The 18,693-nt window shown below is 56.5% G+C and carries 17 protein-coding genes; 10 read left to right on the top strand and 7 right to left on the bottom strand.

Annotation, left to right across the window (positions count from 1 at the left end):
- Positions 1-69 precede the first annotated feature (69 nt).
- From FPY71_RS04640 to FPY71_RS04630, 3 genes are read left to right on the top strand one after another with little or no spacing between them, the layout of a single operon-like run.
- Entirely contained in the window at positions 70-1,017 is a 948-nt protein-coding gene (locus tag FPY71_RS04640) for an SPFH domain-containing protein (protein ID WP_149298055.1), read from the top strand.
- A gap of 6 nt (positions 1,018-1,023) precedes the next feature.
- Positions 1,024-1,488 (top strand): NfeD family protein, encoded by a 465-nt coding sequence (locus FPY71_RS04635; protein WP_149298053.1) that lies wholly within the window; start codon positions 1,024-1,026, stop codon positions 1,486-1,488.
- 13 nt (positions 1,489-1,501) lie between these two features.
- Entirely contained in the window at positions 1,502-1,987 is a 486-nt protein-coding gene (locus FPY71_RS04630) for a cupin domain-containing protein (protein ID WP_149298051.1), read from the top strand.
- A 55-nt stretch (positions 1,988-2,042) separates the two neighbouring features.
- Here the strand turns inward: FPY71_RS04630 and FPY71_RS04625 are convergent, their stop codons facing one another.
- Genes FPY71_RS04625 through FPY71_RS04615 form a run of 3 tightly spaced genes read right to left on the bottom strand, consistent with a single transcriptional unit; the run spans position 2,043 to position 5,698 of the window.
- Positions 2,043-3,875 (bottom strand): ABC transporter ATP-binding protein, encoded by a 1,833-nt coding sequence (locus tag FPY71_RS04625; RefSeq protein WP_149298049.1) that lies wholly within the window; start codon positions 3,873-3,875, stop codon positions 2,043-2,045.
- Positions 3,876-3,884: 9 nt separating this feature from the next.
- Positions 3,885-4,757 (bottom strand): ABC transporter permease, encoded by an 873-nt coding sequence (locus FPY71_RS04620; protein ID WP_149298048.1) that lies wholly within the window; start codon positions 4,755-4,757, stop codon positions 3,885-3,887.
- The gene (locus FPY71_RS04615; protein ID WP_149298046.1) at positions 4,757-5,698 is read right to left on the bottom strand and encodes an ABC transporter permease; all 942 of its coding nucleotides are present in this window, start codon (positions 5,696-5,698) and stop codon (positions 4,757-4,759) included. Before FPY71_RS04615 ends, FPY71_RS04620 begins: the two co-directional genes overlap by 1 nt.
- Before the next feature lie 137 nt (positions 5,699-5,835).
- Here FPY71_RS04615 and FPY71_RS04610 point away from each other — a divergent pair, with 137 nt between their 5' ends.
- Positions 5,836-6,759, top strand: a complete 924-nt coding sequence (locus FPY71_RS04610) for a LysR substrate-binding domain-containing protein (RefSeq protein WP_188052203.1) — start codon at positions 5,836-5,838, stop codon at positions 6,757-6,759.
- A 35-nt stretch (positions 6,760-6,794) separates the two neighbouring features.
- Here the strand turns inward: FPY71_RS04610 and FPY71_RS04605 are convergent, their stop codons facing one another.
- Positions 6,795-8,357, bottom strand: a complete 1,563-nt coding sequence (locus FPY71_RS04605) for an ABC transporter substrate-binding protein (protein WP_149298042.1) — start codon at positions 8,355-8,357, stop codon at positions 6,795-6,797.
- A 193-nt stretch (positions 8,358-8,550) separates the two neighbouring features.
- Here FPY71_RS04605 and FPY71_RS04600 point away from each other — a divergent pair, with 193 nt between their 5' ends.
- Positions 8,551-9,618, top strand: coding sequence for an NAD/NADP octopine/nopaline dehydrogenase family protein (locus tag FPY71_RS04600; protein WP_149298040.1), 1,068 nt, complete (start codon positions 8,551-8,553; stop codon positions 9,616-9,618).
- 59 nt (positions 9,619-9,677) lie between these two features.
- Here the strand turns inward: FPY71_RS04600 and galU are convergent, their stop codons facing one another.
- Positions 9,678-10,583, bottom strand: a complete 906-nt coding sequence (gene galU / locus FPY71_RS04595; RefSeq protein ID WP_149298038.1) for a UTP--glucose-1-phosphate uridylyltransferase GalU — start codon at positions 10,581-10,583, stop codon at positions 9,678-9,680.
- A 371-nt stretch (positions 10,584-10,954) separates the two neighbouring features.
- Here galU and FPY71_RS04590 point away from each other — a divergent pair, with 371 nt between their 5' ends.
- From FPY71_RS04590 to FPY71_RS04570, 5 genes are all read left to right on the top strand, one after another.
- The gene (locus FPY71_RS04590; protein ID WP_149298036.1) at positions 10,955-11,986 is read left to right on the top strand and encodes an Ldh family oxidoreductase; all 1,032 of its coding nucleotides are present in this window, start codon (positions 10,955-10,957) and stop codon (positions 11,984-11,986) included.
- 203 nt (positions 11,987-12,189) lie between these two features.
- Complete coding sequence (locus tag FPY71_RS04585; RefSeq protein WP_149298034.1) at positions 12,190-14,511, top strand: mechanosensitive ion channel family protein; 2,322 nt, start codon at positions 12,190-12,192, stop codon at positions 14,509-14,511.
- Between the two features lie 100 nt (positions 14,512-14,611).
- A complete protein-coding gene (locus FPY71_RS04580) occupies positions 14,612-15,565 on the top strand; it encodes an ABC transporter substrate-binding protein (protein WP_149298032.1) in 954 nt (317 codons plus the stop codon).
- Entirely contained in the window at positions 15,562-16,443 is an 882-nt protein-coding gene (locus FPY71_RS04575) for an ABC transporter permease (RefSeq protein ID WP_149298030.1), read from the top strand. The genes FPY71_RS04580 and FPY71_RS04575 overlap by 4 nt, the downstream gene beginning before the upstream one ends.
- Positions 16,440-17,237 carry an ABC transporter ATP-binding protein gene (locus FPY71_RS04570; protein WP_149298028.1) on the top strand — a complete coding sequence of 266 codons (798 nt, stop codon included), beginning with the start codon at positions 16,440-16,442 and terminating at the stop codon, positions 17,235-17,237. Before FPY71_RS04575 ends, FPY71_RS04570 begins: the two co-directional genes overlap by 4 nt.
- 57 nt (positions 17,238-17,294) lie before the next feature.
- Here FPY71_RS04570 and otnC read toward each other — a convergent pair whose 3' ends face one another.
- Positions 17,295-17,918: a 3-oxo-tetronate 4-phosphate decarboxylase gene (gene otnC, locus FPY71_RS04565; RefSeq protein WP_149298026.1), complete on the bottom strand. Its 624-nt coding sequence runs from the start codon at positions 17,916-17,918 to the stop codon at positions 17,295-17,297.
- Positions 17,896-18,690 (bottom strand): DeoR/GlpR family DNA-binding transcription regulator, encoded by a 795-nt coding sequence (locus tag FPY71_RS04560; RefSeq protein WP_149298024.1) that lies wholly within the window; start codon positions 18,688-18,690, stop codon positions 17,896-17,898. The genes otnC and FPY71_RS04560 overlap by 23 nt, the downstream gene beginning before the upstream one ends.
- Positions 18,691-18,693 lie beyond the last annotated feature (3 nt).

Below are 18,693 nucleotides of genomic sequence, written 5' to 3'. Positions count from 1 at the left end.
ATCCAGACTGGCATGGGGCCTGCTTATCGAGTAATGTTTCGCTGAAAAGCAACGCAGGATACGGGCTTCATGGATTCCTTGATTTTGGTGGCAATTGCTGCTGTTTTTGTAATATTCGTTCTAACCGCGTCGATTAAAATTGTTCCACAAGGCTTCAACCACACGGTGGAAAGCTTTGGAAAATACACGCGCACGCTCAATCCGGGCCTCAACATTATTATTCCGTTTGTTGAGCGGATTGGCCACAAGATGAATATGATGGAGCAGGTGCTGGACATTCCCACACAGGAAGTCATCACCCGTGACAATGCCTCCGTTGCAGCCGATGGCGTGGCATTTTTCCAGATTCTGGATGCGGCCGCCGCGGCCTACGAGGTTTCAGGCCTGCGCAATGCGGTGCTCAATCTGGTGATGACCAACCTGCGCTCTGTCATGGGCTCCATGGATCTCGACGATCTTCTGTCCAATCGCGACGCAATTTCGGAACGTATTTTGCGGGTGGTGGATCAGGCTGCGCACAATTGGGGCATCAAGATCACCCGTATTGAGCTGAAGGACATTGCCCCGCCGGCAAACCTGATTGAGTCCATGGGCCGGCAGATGATGGCCGAACGTGAAAAGCGTGCGGAGATTCTTGAGGCAGAGGGCCACCGAAATGCCAAAATTCTGCGTGCCGAAGGTGAGAAGCAGGCGGTAATCCTGGAGGCTGAAGGCCGGCGTGAAGCGGCTTTCCGCGATGCGGAAGCACGGGAAAGGCTGGCAGAGGCCGAAGCGACAGCCACACGTCTTGTTTCGGAGGCGATTTCTCAGGGCGATATTCAGGCAATCAACTATTTCGTGGCGCAGAAATACACCGAAGCGCTGGGCAAGCTGGCTTCGGCTGACAATCAACGCGTTATATTGATGCCATTGGAAGCCAGTTCGCTGATTGGCTCTTTGACCGGCATTGCAGAACTGTCCAAAGAGGCGATCTCGGCGAGAAGCCGCAGCCACGTGCCTTCAACCAAAAGGGATTGAAACTGAATGGCCGCCTTTTTCACCAGCACCGGATGGTTGATTGCAGGGTTTGTGCTTCTGGCGGCAGAAATGTTTCTGCCCGGCGTTTACCTTCTGTTTTTCGGCATCGGAGCGGTGGCCATTGGCGCAAATCTGCTGTTCTTTCCGGCACTCAGCTGGGTCAGCCAGATAGCCGGCTTCGCCATCGTGTCATTTGCGGCGGCGTTGATCGGCTATCGCTGGTACGGCACAAAGCCAGATGTTGGCGAAGGCGATGTAAACCGTCCGACACAGCGGTTGATTGGTCGGCGTGCGGTGGTGTCACAGGCCCTTGTCAACGGTCGCGGCCGGGTAAAACTGGAAGACAGCTGGTGGAATGCAGAAGGGCCGGACATGCCGGAGGGTACAGCGGTGTTGATTGAGGGCGCAAGCGGTTCACTGCTCCACGTTGTTCCGGCTTCCCCCACCCGCTCCAGTGACCAGTTAGTCTGAAAGCAAAACCCGGATGAGCGCACGCAAACATATTCTGTCGTCTGAGGAAATATCCGGTTCTCCAGGCTTGCAGAAGACCCATTTTGTCAACGCCGAGGCGCAGCGGATCAACAGATCGCTGGGTGACATGGTTGGACTGACAAGGCTGGGGTTCCACCTGATTGAGGTAGAGCCGGGCAAGGCTCCAAGCGAACCGCATATGCATCATTTTGAAGATGAGTGTGTGTTCGTGCTGGATGGCGAGGCAATCGTTACCATTGGCGATGAAGAATTTCCGGTGAAAGCAGGCGACTTTATCGGCCTGCCGGCTGGCGGTCCGGCGCATTGCATTCGCAACAGCGGCGCGACGATGCTTCGCTGCCTGGTAGCTGGCAACAGGCTGGACCACGATGTGGTGGATTACCCGGCGGTGGGCAAACGCCTGTTCAAGAACAAGGGCATGCAGCCGAACCTGGTTGATCTGGCGTCGATAACCAACCCGGTTATGGGCCAGAAATAGACAGGCGCATGTCTGTTTGTTTTGCGGCAAAACAAGCCGCTAAAACCAAAATGCTCTAGCCAGTCATGCGCTGTACCAGATGGCCACCGCCGACATCCTCATAAAACCGGGGTGGCGCGAAATAGTCGAGAGAGCGCACCGGGCTTTTGATCTCGTCGTTTGAAACTCCGCGCCGCACTCGTCGGAAAGATGGATCAGCAACGGGCACAGCTTCAATCAGCTTACGTGTATAAGGGTGCTGAGGATTGCCGAAAATCGCTGCGCGCGGCCCGATTTCCACAATCTCACCCAGATGCATCACGGCAACGCGGTGGCTGACGCGTTCGACAACAGCCATATCATGCGAGATGAACAGGTAAGCGAGATTCAGGCTTTCCTGAAGATCAAGCAGCAGATTGATCACTTGCGCCTTGACCGACACATCCAGCGCCGACACAGATTCATCGGCGATGATCAGCTTTGGATCCAGCATCAATGCTCTGGCAATGCTGATGCGCTGGCGCTGGCCGCCGGAAAACTCATGCGGATAGCGGTTGGCGAAATCCGGGCGCAGGCCGACACGCTCCAGAAGACGCGCCACTTTGTCATCTGCATCTTTCCGGCTGCCAAGTTTGTGCACCAGAAATGGCTCGGCAATCGCCGCGCCTATTGTCATGCGCGGGTTGAGGCTGGATGCAGGATCCTGAAAAATCATCTGCATGTAACGGCGCATGTCATGAAGCTTGGCTGCTCCAAGCGTTGCCATGTCCTGACCGTCTACCATGACGGACCCGGAGGTTGGTTCCGTCAAACGCATCAGCGCGCGGCCGGTTGTTGATTTGCCGCAGCCGGATTCGCCCACCAGGGACAATGTTTCGCCCCCGTACAAATCAAACGAAATGTCTTCCACGGCGTGCACCCTGCCGCTCAGCCCACCGAAAAAGCCTTTGTGGATGTCAAACCGTGTAACAAGGTTGCGCACTTGCAGCACGGGTTCGGCGCCTCGCGCAACAGTGTCGGGTGTTTCAGGCAGAGGCAGCACTTTGCCTGTGGTCTTGTCCACCACGGGAAAGCGCATTGGCAGAACCCGGGCGCCAAGTTCGCCCAGCTTTGGCACTGCGGCAAGCAGCGAGCGTGTATATGGATGCTGCGGACTGGCGAAGATACGGGCGGTTTCTCCCTGTTCCACGGCCTCGCCATTGTACATGACAACGGTACGATCCGCGACTTCAGCCACCACGCCCATATCGTGGGTGATGAACATGACTGCCATGCCTTCTTCATCCTGCAACTCTTTGATGAGCTCCAGAATCTGCGCCTGAATGGTGACATCCAGCGCAGTGGTCGGCTCATCTGCGATCAGCAGTTTCGGCTTGCAGGCAAGCGCGATGGCAATCATCACCCGCTGCCGCATGCCGCCGGAAAACTGGTGCGGATAATCTTCAAGCCGCGCGGCAGCAGATGGAATGCGCACCTTTTCAAACATGCGCAGTGCTTCGCGGCGGGCATCACTGCGTGAAAGTCCGCGGTGAATACGCACGACTTCAGCCACCTGGTCACCCACTTTCATGGTCGGGTTCAGGGATGTCATCGGCTCCTGAAAAATCATCGCGATCTCGTTGCCGCGTATGTTTGCCATTTCCGTTTCGGACAGTGAAAGCAGGTCGCGCCCATTGAACATGATGCTTCCGGCAGCAATGCGCGCGCCAACAGATGGCAACAGACGCAAGGTGGACAAGGCGGTAACGCTTTTGCCGCTGCCCGACTCGCCAACAATCGCCAGTGTTTCATTGGCCCTCAGCGTCAGCGATACATCGCGAACTGCCGCGCGCCATTCGCCGCCGCTGCGAAATTCCGTGCGCAGATTGTCCACGCGCAGCACATCTTCGGGTTTCGAAAAATCGGTCATGCGGGGCCCCTACTCGGAACGAAGTTTAGGATCGACGGCATCTCGCAATGCATCGCCGAGCAGGTTGAGGGCAAGAACCGTCAACAGAATGGCAAGACTTGGAAACACCGGCAGCCACCAGGCGTAAAGGAGTGTTTCGAACCCGTCGCGGATCATGCCACCCCAGGTTGCGACTGGCGGAGGAACGCCAAGTCCAATGAAGCTCAGCGAAGCCTCGGTGCGAATGGCAGCAGCCATCCACAGCGAGCTCATGACAATCACCGTGCCAACCATATTCGGGAAAATGTGCAGGCTCATCAGACGCAGGCGGCTGAAACCGAGTGCCCTGCCCGCTTCAACAAAATCCCGGCTTTTCAGCGAGATGGTCGGCGCACGTGCGATACGGGCAAAAGGCGCAATTTCGGTGATGGCAATGGCAATGATGAGATTTTCGAGGCTTGCGCCCAGCATTGCAGCAACCATCAGTCCAAGCAGAAGGGTTGGGAAAGACAGCATCACATCCAGGACGCCCATGACAATCTGATCAAACAGGCCGCCGATATAGCCTGACAGAATGCCGATTGCGCTGCCAATAACCATGGCAATGAGAATGGCGAAGAAACCGACGATCAGCGAAATGCGCGCACCGTAAACCAGGCGGGAGAAAACATCCCGGCCATAACTGTCAGTGCCCATCCAATGTTCGGCAGATGGCGGCTTCAATCGCATGATGATGTTTTGCTGCAGCGGGTCGAAGGGAGCAACCAGAGGAGCGAACACCGCTGCGAAAACGATGATCAGCAGAAGCCCAAGCCCGAGCCAGGACAACTTGTTCTTGCGAAATGCGAGCAGGATTCCGGACGAGCGGACCGGCGCCACGTCGGGTGTAGCAGAAACGGACATTATTTATACCTTACGCGCGGGTCGATGAGGCCATAAGCCAGGTCGGTCACGATATTGACGACGACGACACAGGCGGCGAAGACGATCATCAAACCCTGCAGGAGGGTGTAATCGCGTGTGTTAAGGGCGCCCAGTATCAGGCGGCCCAGTCCAGGCCGGTTGAAGACAATTTCGGTCAGGACGGAATTTCCTATCAGCGTTCCGAAGTACAGGCCGATAATGGTGACGATCGGTATCAGCGCATTGCGCAGCGTGTGCTTCATCAGAAGCGGAAACGGCCGCACGCCCTTGGCCTTGGCGGTGCGGATATAGTCTTCGCCCACCACGTCCAGCACAGACGAACGCGTTACGCGCATCACATAGGCCATCATGATCAGGCCCAGGTTCATTGCGGGCAGGATAAGGCCGTATAAACGCTCGGTGAAACTGCCACCACCGCCACTGCTGATGACCGGCAGCCAGCGAAGTTGAATGGCAAACACCAGAAGCAGCAGAATGCCGGACACGAATGCGGGGAAGGACAAGCCGATCAGCGAAACCAGGCGTCCGACATAGTCAAACCACTTATTGCGATAAACAGCGGCAAGCGTTCCCAGTGGAAGACCGAAGGTGACACCGATGATCACGGCGGCAATTGTCAACTCTATGGTCATTGGCAGAACCAGCAGCACTTCGGAAATAACCGATCGCCCGGTATTGAGCGAGTTGCCGAGATTGCCGGTCAACACATCACCCAGAAAGTTGATGTATTGGACAAACATCGGCTGATCGAGACCAAGTTCCTTGCGCAGCGCCTGGAGTGAAACCTCCGTTGCCTGGTCGCCAAGAATAACCACCGCCGCGTCGCCCGGCACCAACCGCACCAGAATAAAAATCGCCGTCAGCATGACAAGCAAAGTGGGCACGGCCAGAGCCAGCCTTCTAATTGCGAAACTCAACATGAATCTGTTCTCATTTTATTCCAAATATGCCGGTTGTCAGAGGACGGCGGCAATCTATGCCTGTTGTAAACGCTAGGTTGTAGAGTTAAGAACGTCAAATTAGAAATAGTCGCCACAGTATTCGTATGGGTTATGGAATGAAGCGTTCTATCCACCTTCGCCAGATTGAGGCTTTGAAAGCCGTTATCGAGACTGGAACGGTCAGCCAGGCCGCAGAGGCGCTGCTGATTTCGCAGCCTGCGGTCAGCAAACTTCTCGCTCACCTTGAAAACGACACCGAATTGCAACTCTTCGACCGGGTCCGCGGAAGACTGGTTCCTTCGGCGCACGGTTTGCGTCTCTATCAGGAGGTCGAGCGGATTTTTGCCGGTGTTAAACAGATCGAGCGTGCAGTGGATCTGATCAAGCGAGCCGAGCGTGGCCAGATATCGATCGGTGTTCTGCCTGCCTTTTCCGGTTTGTTCATCAGCCGCGTCACCGGGCATTTCCTGAAGTTGCATGGTGGAGCGCACGTTTCGATAACCGGGCGCAGCTCACAGTTCATTGTTGACTGGCTGCTTTCGAAACAGACAGACGTCGGCATTATCAACAGCGTTATCGAGCATCCGCTGATCAAGGCCGAGCCGCTGGGAGCGGGAAATCTGGTCTGTATTGTGCCGCTGGACCACCCGCTTGCAGAACGGGCGGAAATTACACCGCAGGACATTGCCGGCGAACCGTTCATCTCCTTTTCGAGCGAAAACCGCACGCGCCAGAAAATCGATGCGGTCCTTTCCGAGGCAGGTGTAACGCCCAACAGCATTATCGATGCCAATCTGGCTCAGGCTGTGAGTGAAATGGTGGCCGACGGCATGGGTATTTCCATTCTGGATCCGTTGTTTGCCTATTCCCAACGGGACCGGCTGGCCATACGCCCATTCAAGCCGGACATTCAGTCGGACCTGAAGCTGTGCACTTTACAAGGCGCTGCCGGGCAGCGCCTTGTGGATGCTTATCTTGAAGCCACGCGCTTCACTGCCGCCACCATGTTGGCAAGGATGGGCCTGACAGCCTCGTTCTGAGCATTGCGGGTGATCTGATGATCACCCAAATCGCTCTAACGGGTCAGCGTTGTCCGCTCTGTAACGGGAGGAGCCAGGTTCAAAGCGCCGATCAGCTCATAGCCGTAATCGACGCCTTCGTTGCGGCCCCAGACCTGCAACATGTCATTGATTGGCACCGCACAGACATCTTCATGAATCAGGCGCTGGGCTTCTGCCCAGAGCTCAATCTGCCGGTCCCTGTCCGCTTCGTGCTTGGCGGCGGCAATCTGTTCGTCAGCAACATCGCAATGTGAAAAATTGGCGATTGCGGTTGGCTGGCCAACACTTGCCGGCGAATTGAAGAACTCAGTCAGATAGGTGTCTGCCACCGGAAAGCGTGCCGCACCATAGAACACCATTCCACTCACATTCTTGCGAATCTGCTCGTGATAGGTCGGATGGTCCACAACGTTGATGTTAAGCGTGATGCCTGCCTGCGCCAGTTGCGCCTGAAGAATTTCAACCACAGGCAAATGCGCTGAAATGTTCGAGCTGACCATTGAAATGGCTATCCCGTTGGGATGACCCGCTTCTGCCAGAAGGCTCTTTGCAAGCTCGACGTCATATTCATATGCGCCGTAAGAGCAATCTTCCCCAAGATAGTTGGAAGGAATGACGGAGCAGCCCGCCGGCCCGATGTCGGAGCCAACAAACAGTTCGATATCCTTGGTGTTAATGGCATGCGCCACTGCCTGACGCACCCTCACATCGTCCAGCGGCGCGATGGTGCGATTGACATGCAGCAGTCGATACTCGCCTGGCGAAAATACATCAATCGTCATATTGCCGCTCTGTCGCGCCATGTCGATCCAGACCTGATCCCGGCGAGCGTAGAAAATGTCGAGTTCACCCGAATTGTAGGCCAGTTCGCGGCTGCTATCAGAAGGTATGAACAGATAATCGATGCGATCGATCTTCGGCGCGCCACGGAAATACGCTTCGTTGGCAACCAGAGTCACTTTCTGCTGGGTCACATGCGTGTCAAACATGAACGGCCCGGTTCCGACCGGCTGGTTGGCAAAATTCGCGCCGAGTTCTTCGGCAGCGCGTTTGCTGACAATGTTGCCGCCCTGAAAATTGGCGAGCATGTTGATGAATGCGGCGTCAGGATGGTTCAGTTGAAACGCGACGGTGTAATCGTCAACCTTGCTCACCTCGTCAACATTGGCAAATGTTGCGGAAAATGAGGATGTTTCCGGGCTCGAAGCGCGCTGGATGGAATAGACCACATCATCCGCCGTCAGCTCACCCCATTCACCATGAAATTTTACGCCCTGGCGCAGCTTGAATGTCCAGGTCAGGCCATCTTCTGAAACTTCCCAGCTTTCAGCCAGATCAGGTTCCAGGGTGTTAGGGTCAGCGCTGCCCGGCAAGAAACGCACCAGACCATTAAACATCCATGCGACAGGGGCCTTGTCGGTCGTGGAAACCGCGCGGTGCGGGTCAAGCGTGGCAATATCGACGCCATTGGGGCTGACACGCAGAACAGCATCCTGCGCAGCAGCCGGGCCAACAACTGCGGTTGCAGCCAATATAGATAGCAATGACGCAGCAATGGCCTTGTTAAATATTGCCATAGTTCCGAATTCCTCACAAAGTTTTCCTAAATAAATCATATTTCACAAGCCGGCTTGCGGTCAAATTACTTTTGTTGAACGATGTATTCGTAAAAGTTATACGCATTTTTATTATTAAAGCTATTTGACTTGATCCAGTTTGATGCCTAATTCCGATGTAATTGGCAGTTGATTATAAGGTCTGGATATACGTGTGCTAAAAGTAGCTATAGTAGGTGCAGGGGCAATCGGCAGCGCCACAGCCGCGTATCTGATGCAGAAAGGCCATTTTGTCGGAGTCTGGTCTCAAAGCTACAGCCAGCATGAAGCGCAGCAGAATGGGGCCGTGCCGCTGACGACAACCGGGGCGGTGGAGGGAAACTTTCGTCTTCACACAATTTCGCAACTGGCAGATTTGTCAGGCTACGATGTTGTTTTCATCGCGTTGCCTGCCACCGCTTACGCTGATGTTCTGCCGGATCTGGCCCGCCACCTGCCCTCACATATAAAAGTCATTTTCAGCGGAGCTTTGTCTCTTGCACCGCTTTGGTTAAGGGAAATGGCGCAATCGCACGGCCAGACACCAACAATTATTGCCTGGGGCACAACCCTCCTCGCCGCGCATTTCCAAAAGAAAGGCGTGCTGCATATCCCGTTCATCCGCAAAAAATTTGACGTGGCTGCCATTCCATCCTGTCAAACCGAACAAGCCGCCCGCCTTTGTGCAGATCTGTTCGACATTGAAATTGGCTGTGCGCGCTCCGTTCTTGATGCCTGCCTGTCAAACATCAATCCGATTGCTCACGCCGGTCAGATAATCGGCAATTTCAGCCGAATTGACCGTCAGGAAACCTGGCTGCTGTTCGAGCATTTCACGCGCAGTGGCATCAACATCGCTGAGAATCTCGATGTTGAGCGGCTGGCAATTGCGTCCGCATTCGGAGCTGCTCCGCGCTCATTGCAGCAGCATTACGCCTTATCCTACAATGTTACGGATGCGCCACTGCCCCGGATGGTGCGAGAGATATTTGAAGGCGGCTCACGCACACAGGGCCCAAGGGCGCTTGATCATCGCTATCTGTTTGAAGACATGCCGTATGGGCTGGTTTTTCTGGAGCGCCTTGCCGCGTGTGCCGGACTGAATTGCCCGGTCATGACATCTGCCATCACCTTGCTTGAAGTGATGACCCAGCGACCGATCCGGGAGTCCAATCGTATCATCGACACAATATTTGCTGGCGATGACAGTGTGGAAAGCATCATATCCCGTTGCGCGGGTTGAGAGCACTGACGCGGTTTATTACGGCGAAAATGCTCTCAACCATTATTTTTGAACGGGAATTATTCGGCGGCGCGGCGCGTGTCCGAAGGTTCGACCTTTTCGATCAACTCAATCAAGTCGTCATAGACTTTGCCGCGAATGTCCTGCCGCCACAAGGCAAAGGCCACGTTGGCACGCACGAACCCGTCCTTGGAACCGCAGTCAAATGTGCGCCCGGTGAAGTGGTAGCCGAAGAAATCCTGCTGGTCTGCCAGTTTCAGCATGCCATCGGTTAGCTGAATTTCATTGCCAGCGCCCTTTTCCTGCGTGGCAAGAATGTCGAAAATTTCCGGCTGCAGAATGTACCGGCCGGAAATGAACAGATTGGAAGGAGCTTCTTCCGGCTTTGGCTTTTCAACCATGCCCTGAATTTGAAAGCCGGTGGCGATGTCTGCTCCCCGCCCGACAATACCGTATTTGTTGGTTTCATTCGGGTCGCATTGCTCAACGGAAACAACATTGCCGCCGGTCTGCTCGTAAAGCTCAACCATGCTGGCAAGGCAGCCGCGTTCCGACTGCATGATCATGTCGGGCAGCAGCAGGGCAAATGGCTCCGGCCCGACCAGATCTCTGGCGCACCACACCGCATGGCCAAGGCCCAGTGGCGCTTGCTGGCGGGTGAAGCTGGCAGTACCGGGCTTGGGCTGCAAATCATCCAGCAGATCCAGCTCGGCGGTTTTGCCACGCTCGGTCAGCGTGTGGACCAGTTCGACCTGAATGTCGAAATAATCCTCGATAACGCCTTTGTTTCTGCCGGTAACAAAAATCAGATGTTCAATTCCAGCCTGCCGGGCCTCATCCACCACATACTGGATAACCGGGCGATCCACCACTGTCAGCATTTCCTTTGGAATTGCCTTGGTTGCGGGAAGAAACCGGGTTCCAAGCCCGGCCACGGGGAAAACGGCCTTACGAACCTTTTTCATTAAGAGATTTCTCCAGATCTCAATCCAGAGTGGACTTGCCTCACCTGAGCACAAACACACTCTATCGCTTTGTTTTTGTACAGCTGCAGCGAAACTGCTCGGTATTTATCGGGCATGTCAGATAGGAACAATTCCTATCAACTATTATACTTATGGTTGAATTGAGCAATCAAATTCAGTTCCGATCAGATGACATAACGCAGTTTCGTTTTTCGTCCAGTGTATCGTGCAGTCTCGCTTTGCGTCGGCGCGTGCTATGGCGTGTAGAAAAGGCAAAACAAAGACACCCAAAGCAATTCCCGTTGAAACGGTCACGTTTCAACGACAGGATAATGCGGCAGAGCAAAGTGTGAGAGCGTTTCAGGGGACTTATGGAAAATCACATTGAAGACAGCACCCGGTTTTCTTTTGACGCACTGACAAAAAGGCTTTCGGCGATTTTGCGCCGCCATGGGTGTTCGCAGACAGTGGCGGATATCCTTGCAAACAATTGCGTCAGCGCCGAGCGGGATGGCGCGGAAAGCCACGGGCTTTTCCGCATGGCAGGCTATGTTTCCACGTTGAAAAGCGGCTGGGTGGATGGCAAGGCGGTTCCGCAGGTTGAAGATGCGGCGCCCGGACTGGTTCGGGTGGACGCGCAAAACGGTTTCACCCAACCGGCTTTGATGGCCGGGCGTCCGCTGCTGGTGGAAAAGGCGACGCGCAACGGCATAGCTGCAATTGCCATTCGAAACTCACACCATTTTGCTGCCCTGTCACTGGATGTGGAACCCTTCGCGCAGGAAGGGTTTGTTGCCCTTTCTGTTATCAATTCCATGGCTTCTGTGGTGCCACATGGCGGACGCAGGGCGGTTTTCGGCACCAACCCCATCGCATTTGCCGCACCGCGCGCCAATGGTTTGCCGCTGGTGTTTGATCAGGCAACATCGGTCATGGCGCATGGCGACGTTAAGATTGCCGCGCGGGAGAAAAAGCCTTTGCCTGCTGGCGTGGGTGTCAACAGCCGGGGGGAGCCAACGACGGATGCAGCAGAGATTATTGCCGGTGGCGCACTTCTGCCGTTTGGTGGCCACAAAGGGTCTGCTTTGTCGCTGATGGTGGAAATTCTGTGCGCCGCGCTGGTGGGCGGAAAATTCAGCCACGAGGTGGATTGGTCCAGCCACCCGGGAGCGCAGACCCCGCACACCGGGCAGACCATCATTGTGATCGACCCGCGAGCGGGAGCGCAGGCCATTGCCCCTCTGGCAATGCGGGTGGAGGAGCTGATTGCCGAAATGCGCGATGCCGGCACCGACCGCCTGCCGGGCGAGCGTCGGCAGGCCGCGCGCGCGCAATCAGACAGAGACGGAATAGCCGTATCAACAGCCATGCAGGACAGTCTGCGAGCGCTGGAAATGGAGTAAGGCGGCGAGAGTAATCCTGGCGGAAGCGCCATCACTTCAACGACAGAACAAAGCGGCCGACCAGGAATGACAGCCTTTCAGAAGATTGAAAGATCGAGAGAAATGCTGCCGTCCGCCTCGTTATTGCCGCATAAATTGTCTTGTCGTTAAATGAGCGCTTCTGCTCGCCGCTTTCCAGTCTGCAACAACAATCCGGTGTTCCTTTGCCCAGACTTGTTCTTCTTCTGCTCATTCTTGCGTTTCCTCTTTTACAGCCAGTTTATGCGCAGGACGCACCGGCACCGGCACCGGCAGCCCCAGCCGCAGTGACACCGTTGCAGAGTGACATTCAGGCGATAGACCGGGTCATTCAGCTTTTGAACAACCCGCCGGCACGCGATACATTGCTGCAAGACCTGAACAGTCTGAAAACCGGGCTGGCGGCAACGGCTCCGACAACTGGCGAGCCGGCAGATGGTGCTGCCGACCCCGCATCAGCGGCAACGGGTGCACCGGCAGAACCCCTGCCAGCGGAAGAGCCCGCCCCGGCGGAAGAACCTGCCGCCGCGCCAATCATCACCAATGACGGGCTTCTCTCGACAGTTACCGAGGGGCTTTCCAATATTGGCCAGACCCTGCCGAACGCCGCTCTGGGCGCGCCCGTTGATGTCAAATTTTCCAAGGCGATGGAACAGATCAGCAGCAAGCTGGGGGATGGGCTGGCCAGCGGCGTGCTGCAAGGTTTTGTTCTCAAGGCACTGATCGGCTGGGGTCTGGTGGCGGCAACCGTTCTTGCGCTGTTCTGGCTGCCGCCGCTGCGCCGAATGCGCCATCAGGTCAACCGCCCCACCCAGCGCAGACAGGTGGCGCTGGTAACAATTCGCCGGCTGTTTCTGGGCTTGTTGCCGGTAATAGCCGGACTGGCCGCGTTGATGCTTTATGCCAGCTTTGTCGAATTGCCGGCCAGGCAGAGGCAAATACTGGCGGTCATCGCATTGCCGGGGCTGGCGTCTGTTGCAGCCTGGCAGATCTGCTACAGCCTGCTGATTCTGCTTGGCCCATCCCGCGGCTGGCATCTTGTTACCTACTCGCAAAAGCGCCTGCTGAACTGGGTGGCAAGTATCGTTGCTCTGGCCGGCATAACGACTGCTCTGACAGATCCGCCCATCCGTTTTGTTATCGGCTGGGACACGACTGATATTCTGCAGCTGCTGGTCGAGCTGGTCATGGCCACGGTGTCGCTGTTCTTCGTTTTCCGCCATCGCATAACCGTCCAGCGCCTGATTCTGAAAGGCCGCCATGTGCCGGATGAAACCCGCGGAGCCGGTCTTCTGCACCGCGTCATCACGGTGTTTGGCAATTACTGGCACCTGCTGGCCATGCTGTTCATCGGCATCAACGTGGTGGCGCGGCTGGCTGGCGGCGGAAATGACAGTCGCAGCTTTCTGGTTGACGCGTCCCTTGCGCTGCTGATTGTTGCCTTGGGACTTCTGGGCGCGACCTGGGTCGACAACGCGCTTTCCCGTGCAACCCACAACCGCAGCAGCAGGCAAAGCCCGCGGCAGGCAATCATGGCGCGGTACATGGAGCTGCTGCGCACCGTCATCCAGATCGCCATTCTGGTCATTGTGCTGTTTGCCTGCCTGGATGTGTGGGATCTTGATTTGAAATCCTGGCTGATGACGGATGTCGGCTGGACATTGACCAAGCCAATTCTGGCAATTGCCGGCGTGTTGATGATCAGCTGGCTCATCTGGATAACACTGGATGGATGGATTGAGGGCGCACTTGCCCCGACAGACAAGCGGGGCCGCCAGAAGCATCAGTCCAGCCGCACCAAAACCCTGCTGCCACTGGTTCGCAATTTCGTGTTCATTGCGCTCACCATCATTACCGTGATTGCCGTTCTGGCCAATATCGGCCTGAATGTTGCACCCCTGCTTGCCGGTGCCGGCGTTATCGGTCTGGCAGTCGGTTTCGGCTCTCAGCAACTGGTGCAGGATGTCATCACCGGCATGTTCATTCTGTTTGAAGACACGATTTCCATCGGCGACATTGTGGACACCGGCGACCGGGCGGGCGCAGTGGAAGGAATGACAATCCGGACATTGAAACTGCGTGATGGCGATGGCGCGCTGCACTCCATTCCGTTTTCCAGCATCAAGGCACTGAAAAACTCGTCACGCGGATTTGGTGTTTACACGGTCAACCTGAAAATCGGCTACCATTCCGATCTGAACCAGGTCACGCAGTTCATGCGCGAGGTGGGAGCAGAGCTTTCCCGCGATCCGCAATATCAGCGCAACATTCTTTCTCCCTTTGACTTGTGGGGCGTCGACCAGTTCACGCCGGACGGCATTGTGCTGAAGGGCGCAATTCGGACAAAACCGCTGATGCAATGGGGCGTTGGCCGTGAGTTCAACCGCAGGCTGAAAATACGCATGGATGAGGCCGGGCTGGCCTATGCACCAAGCACAATGACAGTCGTTGCACGAGAGCAGCAGGGCAACCCCGAAGAGCCGGAAGTCGTTACAAACAAGCCATAAGCAGATGAAAATGCCATGGAATTGCGCCGGGACCGTTGACTTCCGGCGCGCTCACTGGCTTTACGCTTTAGATGATATTTTTTTATTGAGGGGATTTCCAATGCGTTGTTCAGCCCTTGCGCTTTTCGCTGCACTGTCCGTTTCGTCCTCGGCAATGGCTGCCGATGTTTCCGTGGCGGTGACAGCCATTGTCGAACACCCCGCGCTCGACGCCGTGCGTGATGGCGTGAAGGAAGCGCTTGAAGCCGCCGGTTACAAGGATGGCGAAAACCTGAAATTCACTTATGAATCGGCTCAGGGCAATCCCGGCACCGCTGCCCAGATTGCTCGCCAGTTCATTGGCGAAGCGCCAAACGTCATCGTGGCAATTTCCACTCCTTCGGCTCAGGCTGTGGTTTCCTCCACCCGGGATATTCCGGTGGTGTTCAGCGCCGTCACCGACCCGGTGGGCGCAGAGCTGGTAACGTCACTTGAAACGCCGGGCGGCAATGTAACCGGCATTTCAGACATGTCGCCAGTTGTGGAACATGTGGCGTTGATTCAGGAAATTCTGCCGGAAGCCAAAACGATCGGCTTTCTGTACAATCCGGGCGAGGCAAACTCCGTTTCGCTGCTGGCGGCGTTGAAGGCCGCGGGTGAGCCTGCCGGTATCAGCGTTATCGAATCCACCGCCAGCCGCACTGCCGAAGTGCAGAACGCGGCCCGTGCACTGGTTGGCCGTGCAGATGTCATCTATGTGCCAACAGACAACACGATCATTTCCGCTTTGGAAGCAGCTTTGGTTGTTGCCGATGAAAGCGACCTGCCGCTGATCACTGCCGACACCGATTCCGTCGAGCGCGGTGCTCTCGCCGCACTGGGCTTCAACTATCATCAGGTCGGCGTTGAAACCGGCGAAGTTGTTGCACGCATCCTCAAGGGCGAAGCGCCAGGCAGCATTCCGGTCGAAATCGCCTCGGGCAGCAACCTTGTTGTCAACAAGTCTGCGGCTGCCAAAATGGGCGTTGAATTGCCTGAAGCAGTGCTGGCGCGCGCAAATCAGGTTATCGAATGAGCCAGATTGCGTTTCTTGGCGCAGTAGAGCTTGGGCTTGTCTTCGCCTTTGTGGCGATGGGCGTTTACCTGGCCTTCCGCATACTCGACTTTCCTGATCTGACGGTTGACGGCTCGTTCCCGCTGGGAGCAGCCGTCGCGGCTGTGCTGATTCTGGCTGGCTGGAACCCATGGGCAGCAACTGCAGTTGCCATGATTGCCGGTTCGGGTGCCGGTCTGGTCACGGCCTTCCTCAATGTCCGGTTCAAAATCCTCAACCTTCTCGCATCCATTCTGACAATGATCGCGCTGTTCTCGGTTAATCTGCGCATCATGGGCAGGCCCAATGTGGCCCTGATCAATCAGGAAACCATGCTGACGCCGTTTTACGGCCATGGCCTGCCGGATTATTATGTCAGGCCGTTGTTTGTGCTGGCTCTGGTTGTCATCGTTCTGCTGCTGCTCTGGCGCTTTCTGGAAAGTGATATCGGCCTTGCCATGCGCGCCACGGGAGCCAATGCCCGCATGGCAAAGGCGCAGGGCGTTAACACCAATCGCCAGATATATGTTGGTATTGCTCTTTCCAATGCGCTGGTTGCGCTGGGTGGCTCGCTGTTTGCGCAAACCAATGGCTTTGCTGATGTCACTTCGGGCGTCGGCACCATTGTTGTCGGTCTTGCCGCGGTTATTGTCGGCGAAACCATTTTCCGCTCGCGGCTTATCCTGCTGACTTTGATCGGCTGCGTTGCCGGTTCAATCATCTACCGTATTGCCATTCAGACAGCGCTTTCCACCGACTCCCTCGGCCTCAAGGCATCAGACCTTAATCTGGTCACAGCGGTTCTGGTGGCGATTGCGCTGATATTGCCGCGGCTGCGCCGCGGGGGAGTGGCAGCATGATCGAGCTTTCCGGAATTGGCGTCACTTTTGGTCGTGGCACGCCGCTGGAAAAGCAGGCGCTGTCCGGGCTGGACCTGACAATAGACAATGGTTCGTTTGTCACGGTTATCGGATCCAACGGCGCCGGCAAATCCACCATGCTCGGCGTTCTGGCGGGCGATGTGCTGGCCACCGAGGGCCGCGTTATCATCAGCAGTCAGGATGTTACCCGCAAAGCCACCGCCGAGCGTGCCAAACTGGTGGCGCGCGTGTTTCAGGACCCGCTTACGGGAAGTTGTGGCGCGCTGACCATCGAGGAAAATCTGGCGCTGGCAGCGGCGCGTGGCGCGCGGCGGGGCTTTGGCCCGGCGTTGTCACGCCAGCGGCGGGCCATGTTTGCCGAGCGGGTTTCCGGGCTGAAGCTGGGGCTGGAAAACCGCATGGGCGACCGTATGGATTCGCTTTCAGGCGGGCAACGGCAGGCGCTTTCGCTGGTTATGGCCACCCTGGCGGGCAGCAAGGTGCTGCTGCTGGATGAGCATACGGCGGCTCTGGACCCGGGAATGGCCGAATTTGTCATGGAGCTGACCCAGTCACTGGTCAATGAACACAAACTCACGACCCTGATGGTGACGCATTCCATGCGGCAGGCGCTGGACTATGGCTCCCGCACGGTCATGCTGCATGCGGGCAAGGTTGTGCTGGATGTCACCGGCGACAATCGCGGCAATCTGCAGGTGGAAGATCTGATCGAAATGTTCCGCAAGGTGCGTGGCGGTGAAGATCTGGACGATGATGCACTGCTGATTGGCTGAAGTGCATCCAATGATCACAATCCAGCGCCGCCGGGTTATTCCGGCGGCGTTGTTGTTTCAAATCAAGGTCAGTTCGGCAACCTGCTCCGCCGTCAGCGGCTTGGTCCGGTGCCCATCCAGCAGCAGTTTCAACCGCGCGGTTTCCTCCAGCTCTTCCAAGGCATAAAGCGCCTCGTTCAAGCCTTTTCCGGCAATGACCGGACCGTGATTGGCAAGCAGCACGCAGGCATGGCGCACGGCAACTTCACGCACGGCATCAGCCAGCCGCTTATCACCGGGGCGGTAATAGGGCACAAGTGCCAGCTCCCCCACCCGCATGACGTAATAGGCCGTCAACGGCTCAATGGGCGGGCAGCCGTGGGGATGGTCCATGCAGGACACCGCAACAGAATGGGTTGAGTGGGTGTGAATGATTGCCTGCGCATCCGGCCGAACATCGTAGACCGATGTGTGCAGAAATGCCTCCTTTGAAGGCTTGTCTCCGGCAATCAGACGCCCGGTTGCATCCAGCCGGGAAATGCTTGCCGGGTCCAGCTCGCCAAGGCAGGTATTGGTGGGCGTCACCAGCCAGCCATCTTCCAGCCGCAGGCTGATATTTCCGGCAGTACCATGCACAAGGCGGCGCTGGTAAAGCCGGTGGCCCATGGCGCAGATCAGTTCACGCGCTTTTGCTTCGTTCACCCTGCCCGCCTTTCGCAATCACAATTTCAACGCCTGCGGCAGTCAACGCCGCCTTCGCATCATCGCTCAACCCTTCATCACTGACGATGATCGACAACCTGTCCAGCCCAAGTGCGGCATAGGGTGCGCGCTGACCAAACTTGGTGCTGTCTGCCAGAAGCACGGTTCTGACCGCACTTTCATTGGCGGCCTGTTTCACCAGCGTTTTGCCTGGGTCGGTAACCGAAAGCCCGTCAGAGCCAAATGAGGAAGACGAAATAAATGCCGTATCAAAACGAAAACCCTGTATGGCACGGGCCGCAGCCTCGCCCACGCAGGAGCGGTTTTCGCGATCCACCATGCCGCCGGTGTGGTGCAACACACATTTGCTGTTGGCTGACAAAAATTCCAGAACGGCAAAATCGTTGGTGACCACCGTCAGGTCGTCGCGCCCGACCAGCATTTGCGCCAATGCCAGCACCGTGGTTCCGGCATCCAGATAAATTGCGGCCCCGTGTTCGACAAAGCTGGCAGCTGCCGCACCGATGGCTTCCTTTTCCTTACGGCAAAACTCTGCCTTGGCAATGTGCGGCGCTTCACGCGCCAGCACGGAGTCGGTCAGCCGCGCGCCACCGGCCACGGTTGCAACCCGCCCGGCCCGTTCAAGCTGCCGCAAATCCCGCCTCACAGTCATATGTGAAACTTTGAGCACGCGAGTCAGCTCTGCAATTCCCACAGCCGGGCGTCCGGCAAGAATGTCCACAATCCGGCTTTGCCTTTCCAGCGGAATCATGGC

Origin of the sequence: Aureimonas fodinaquatilis, assembly GCF_008369445.1 — a bacterium.
Lineage (GTDB): Bacteria > Pseudomonadota > Alphaproteobacteria > Rhizobiales > Rhizobiaceae > Aureimonas > Aureimonas fodinaquatilis.
This window is presented reverse-complemented; position numbering and strand designations above follow the sequence as displayed.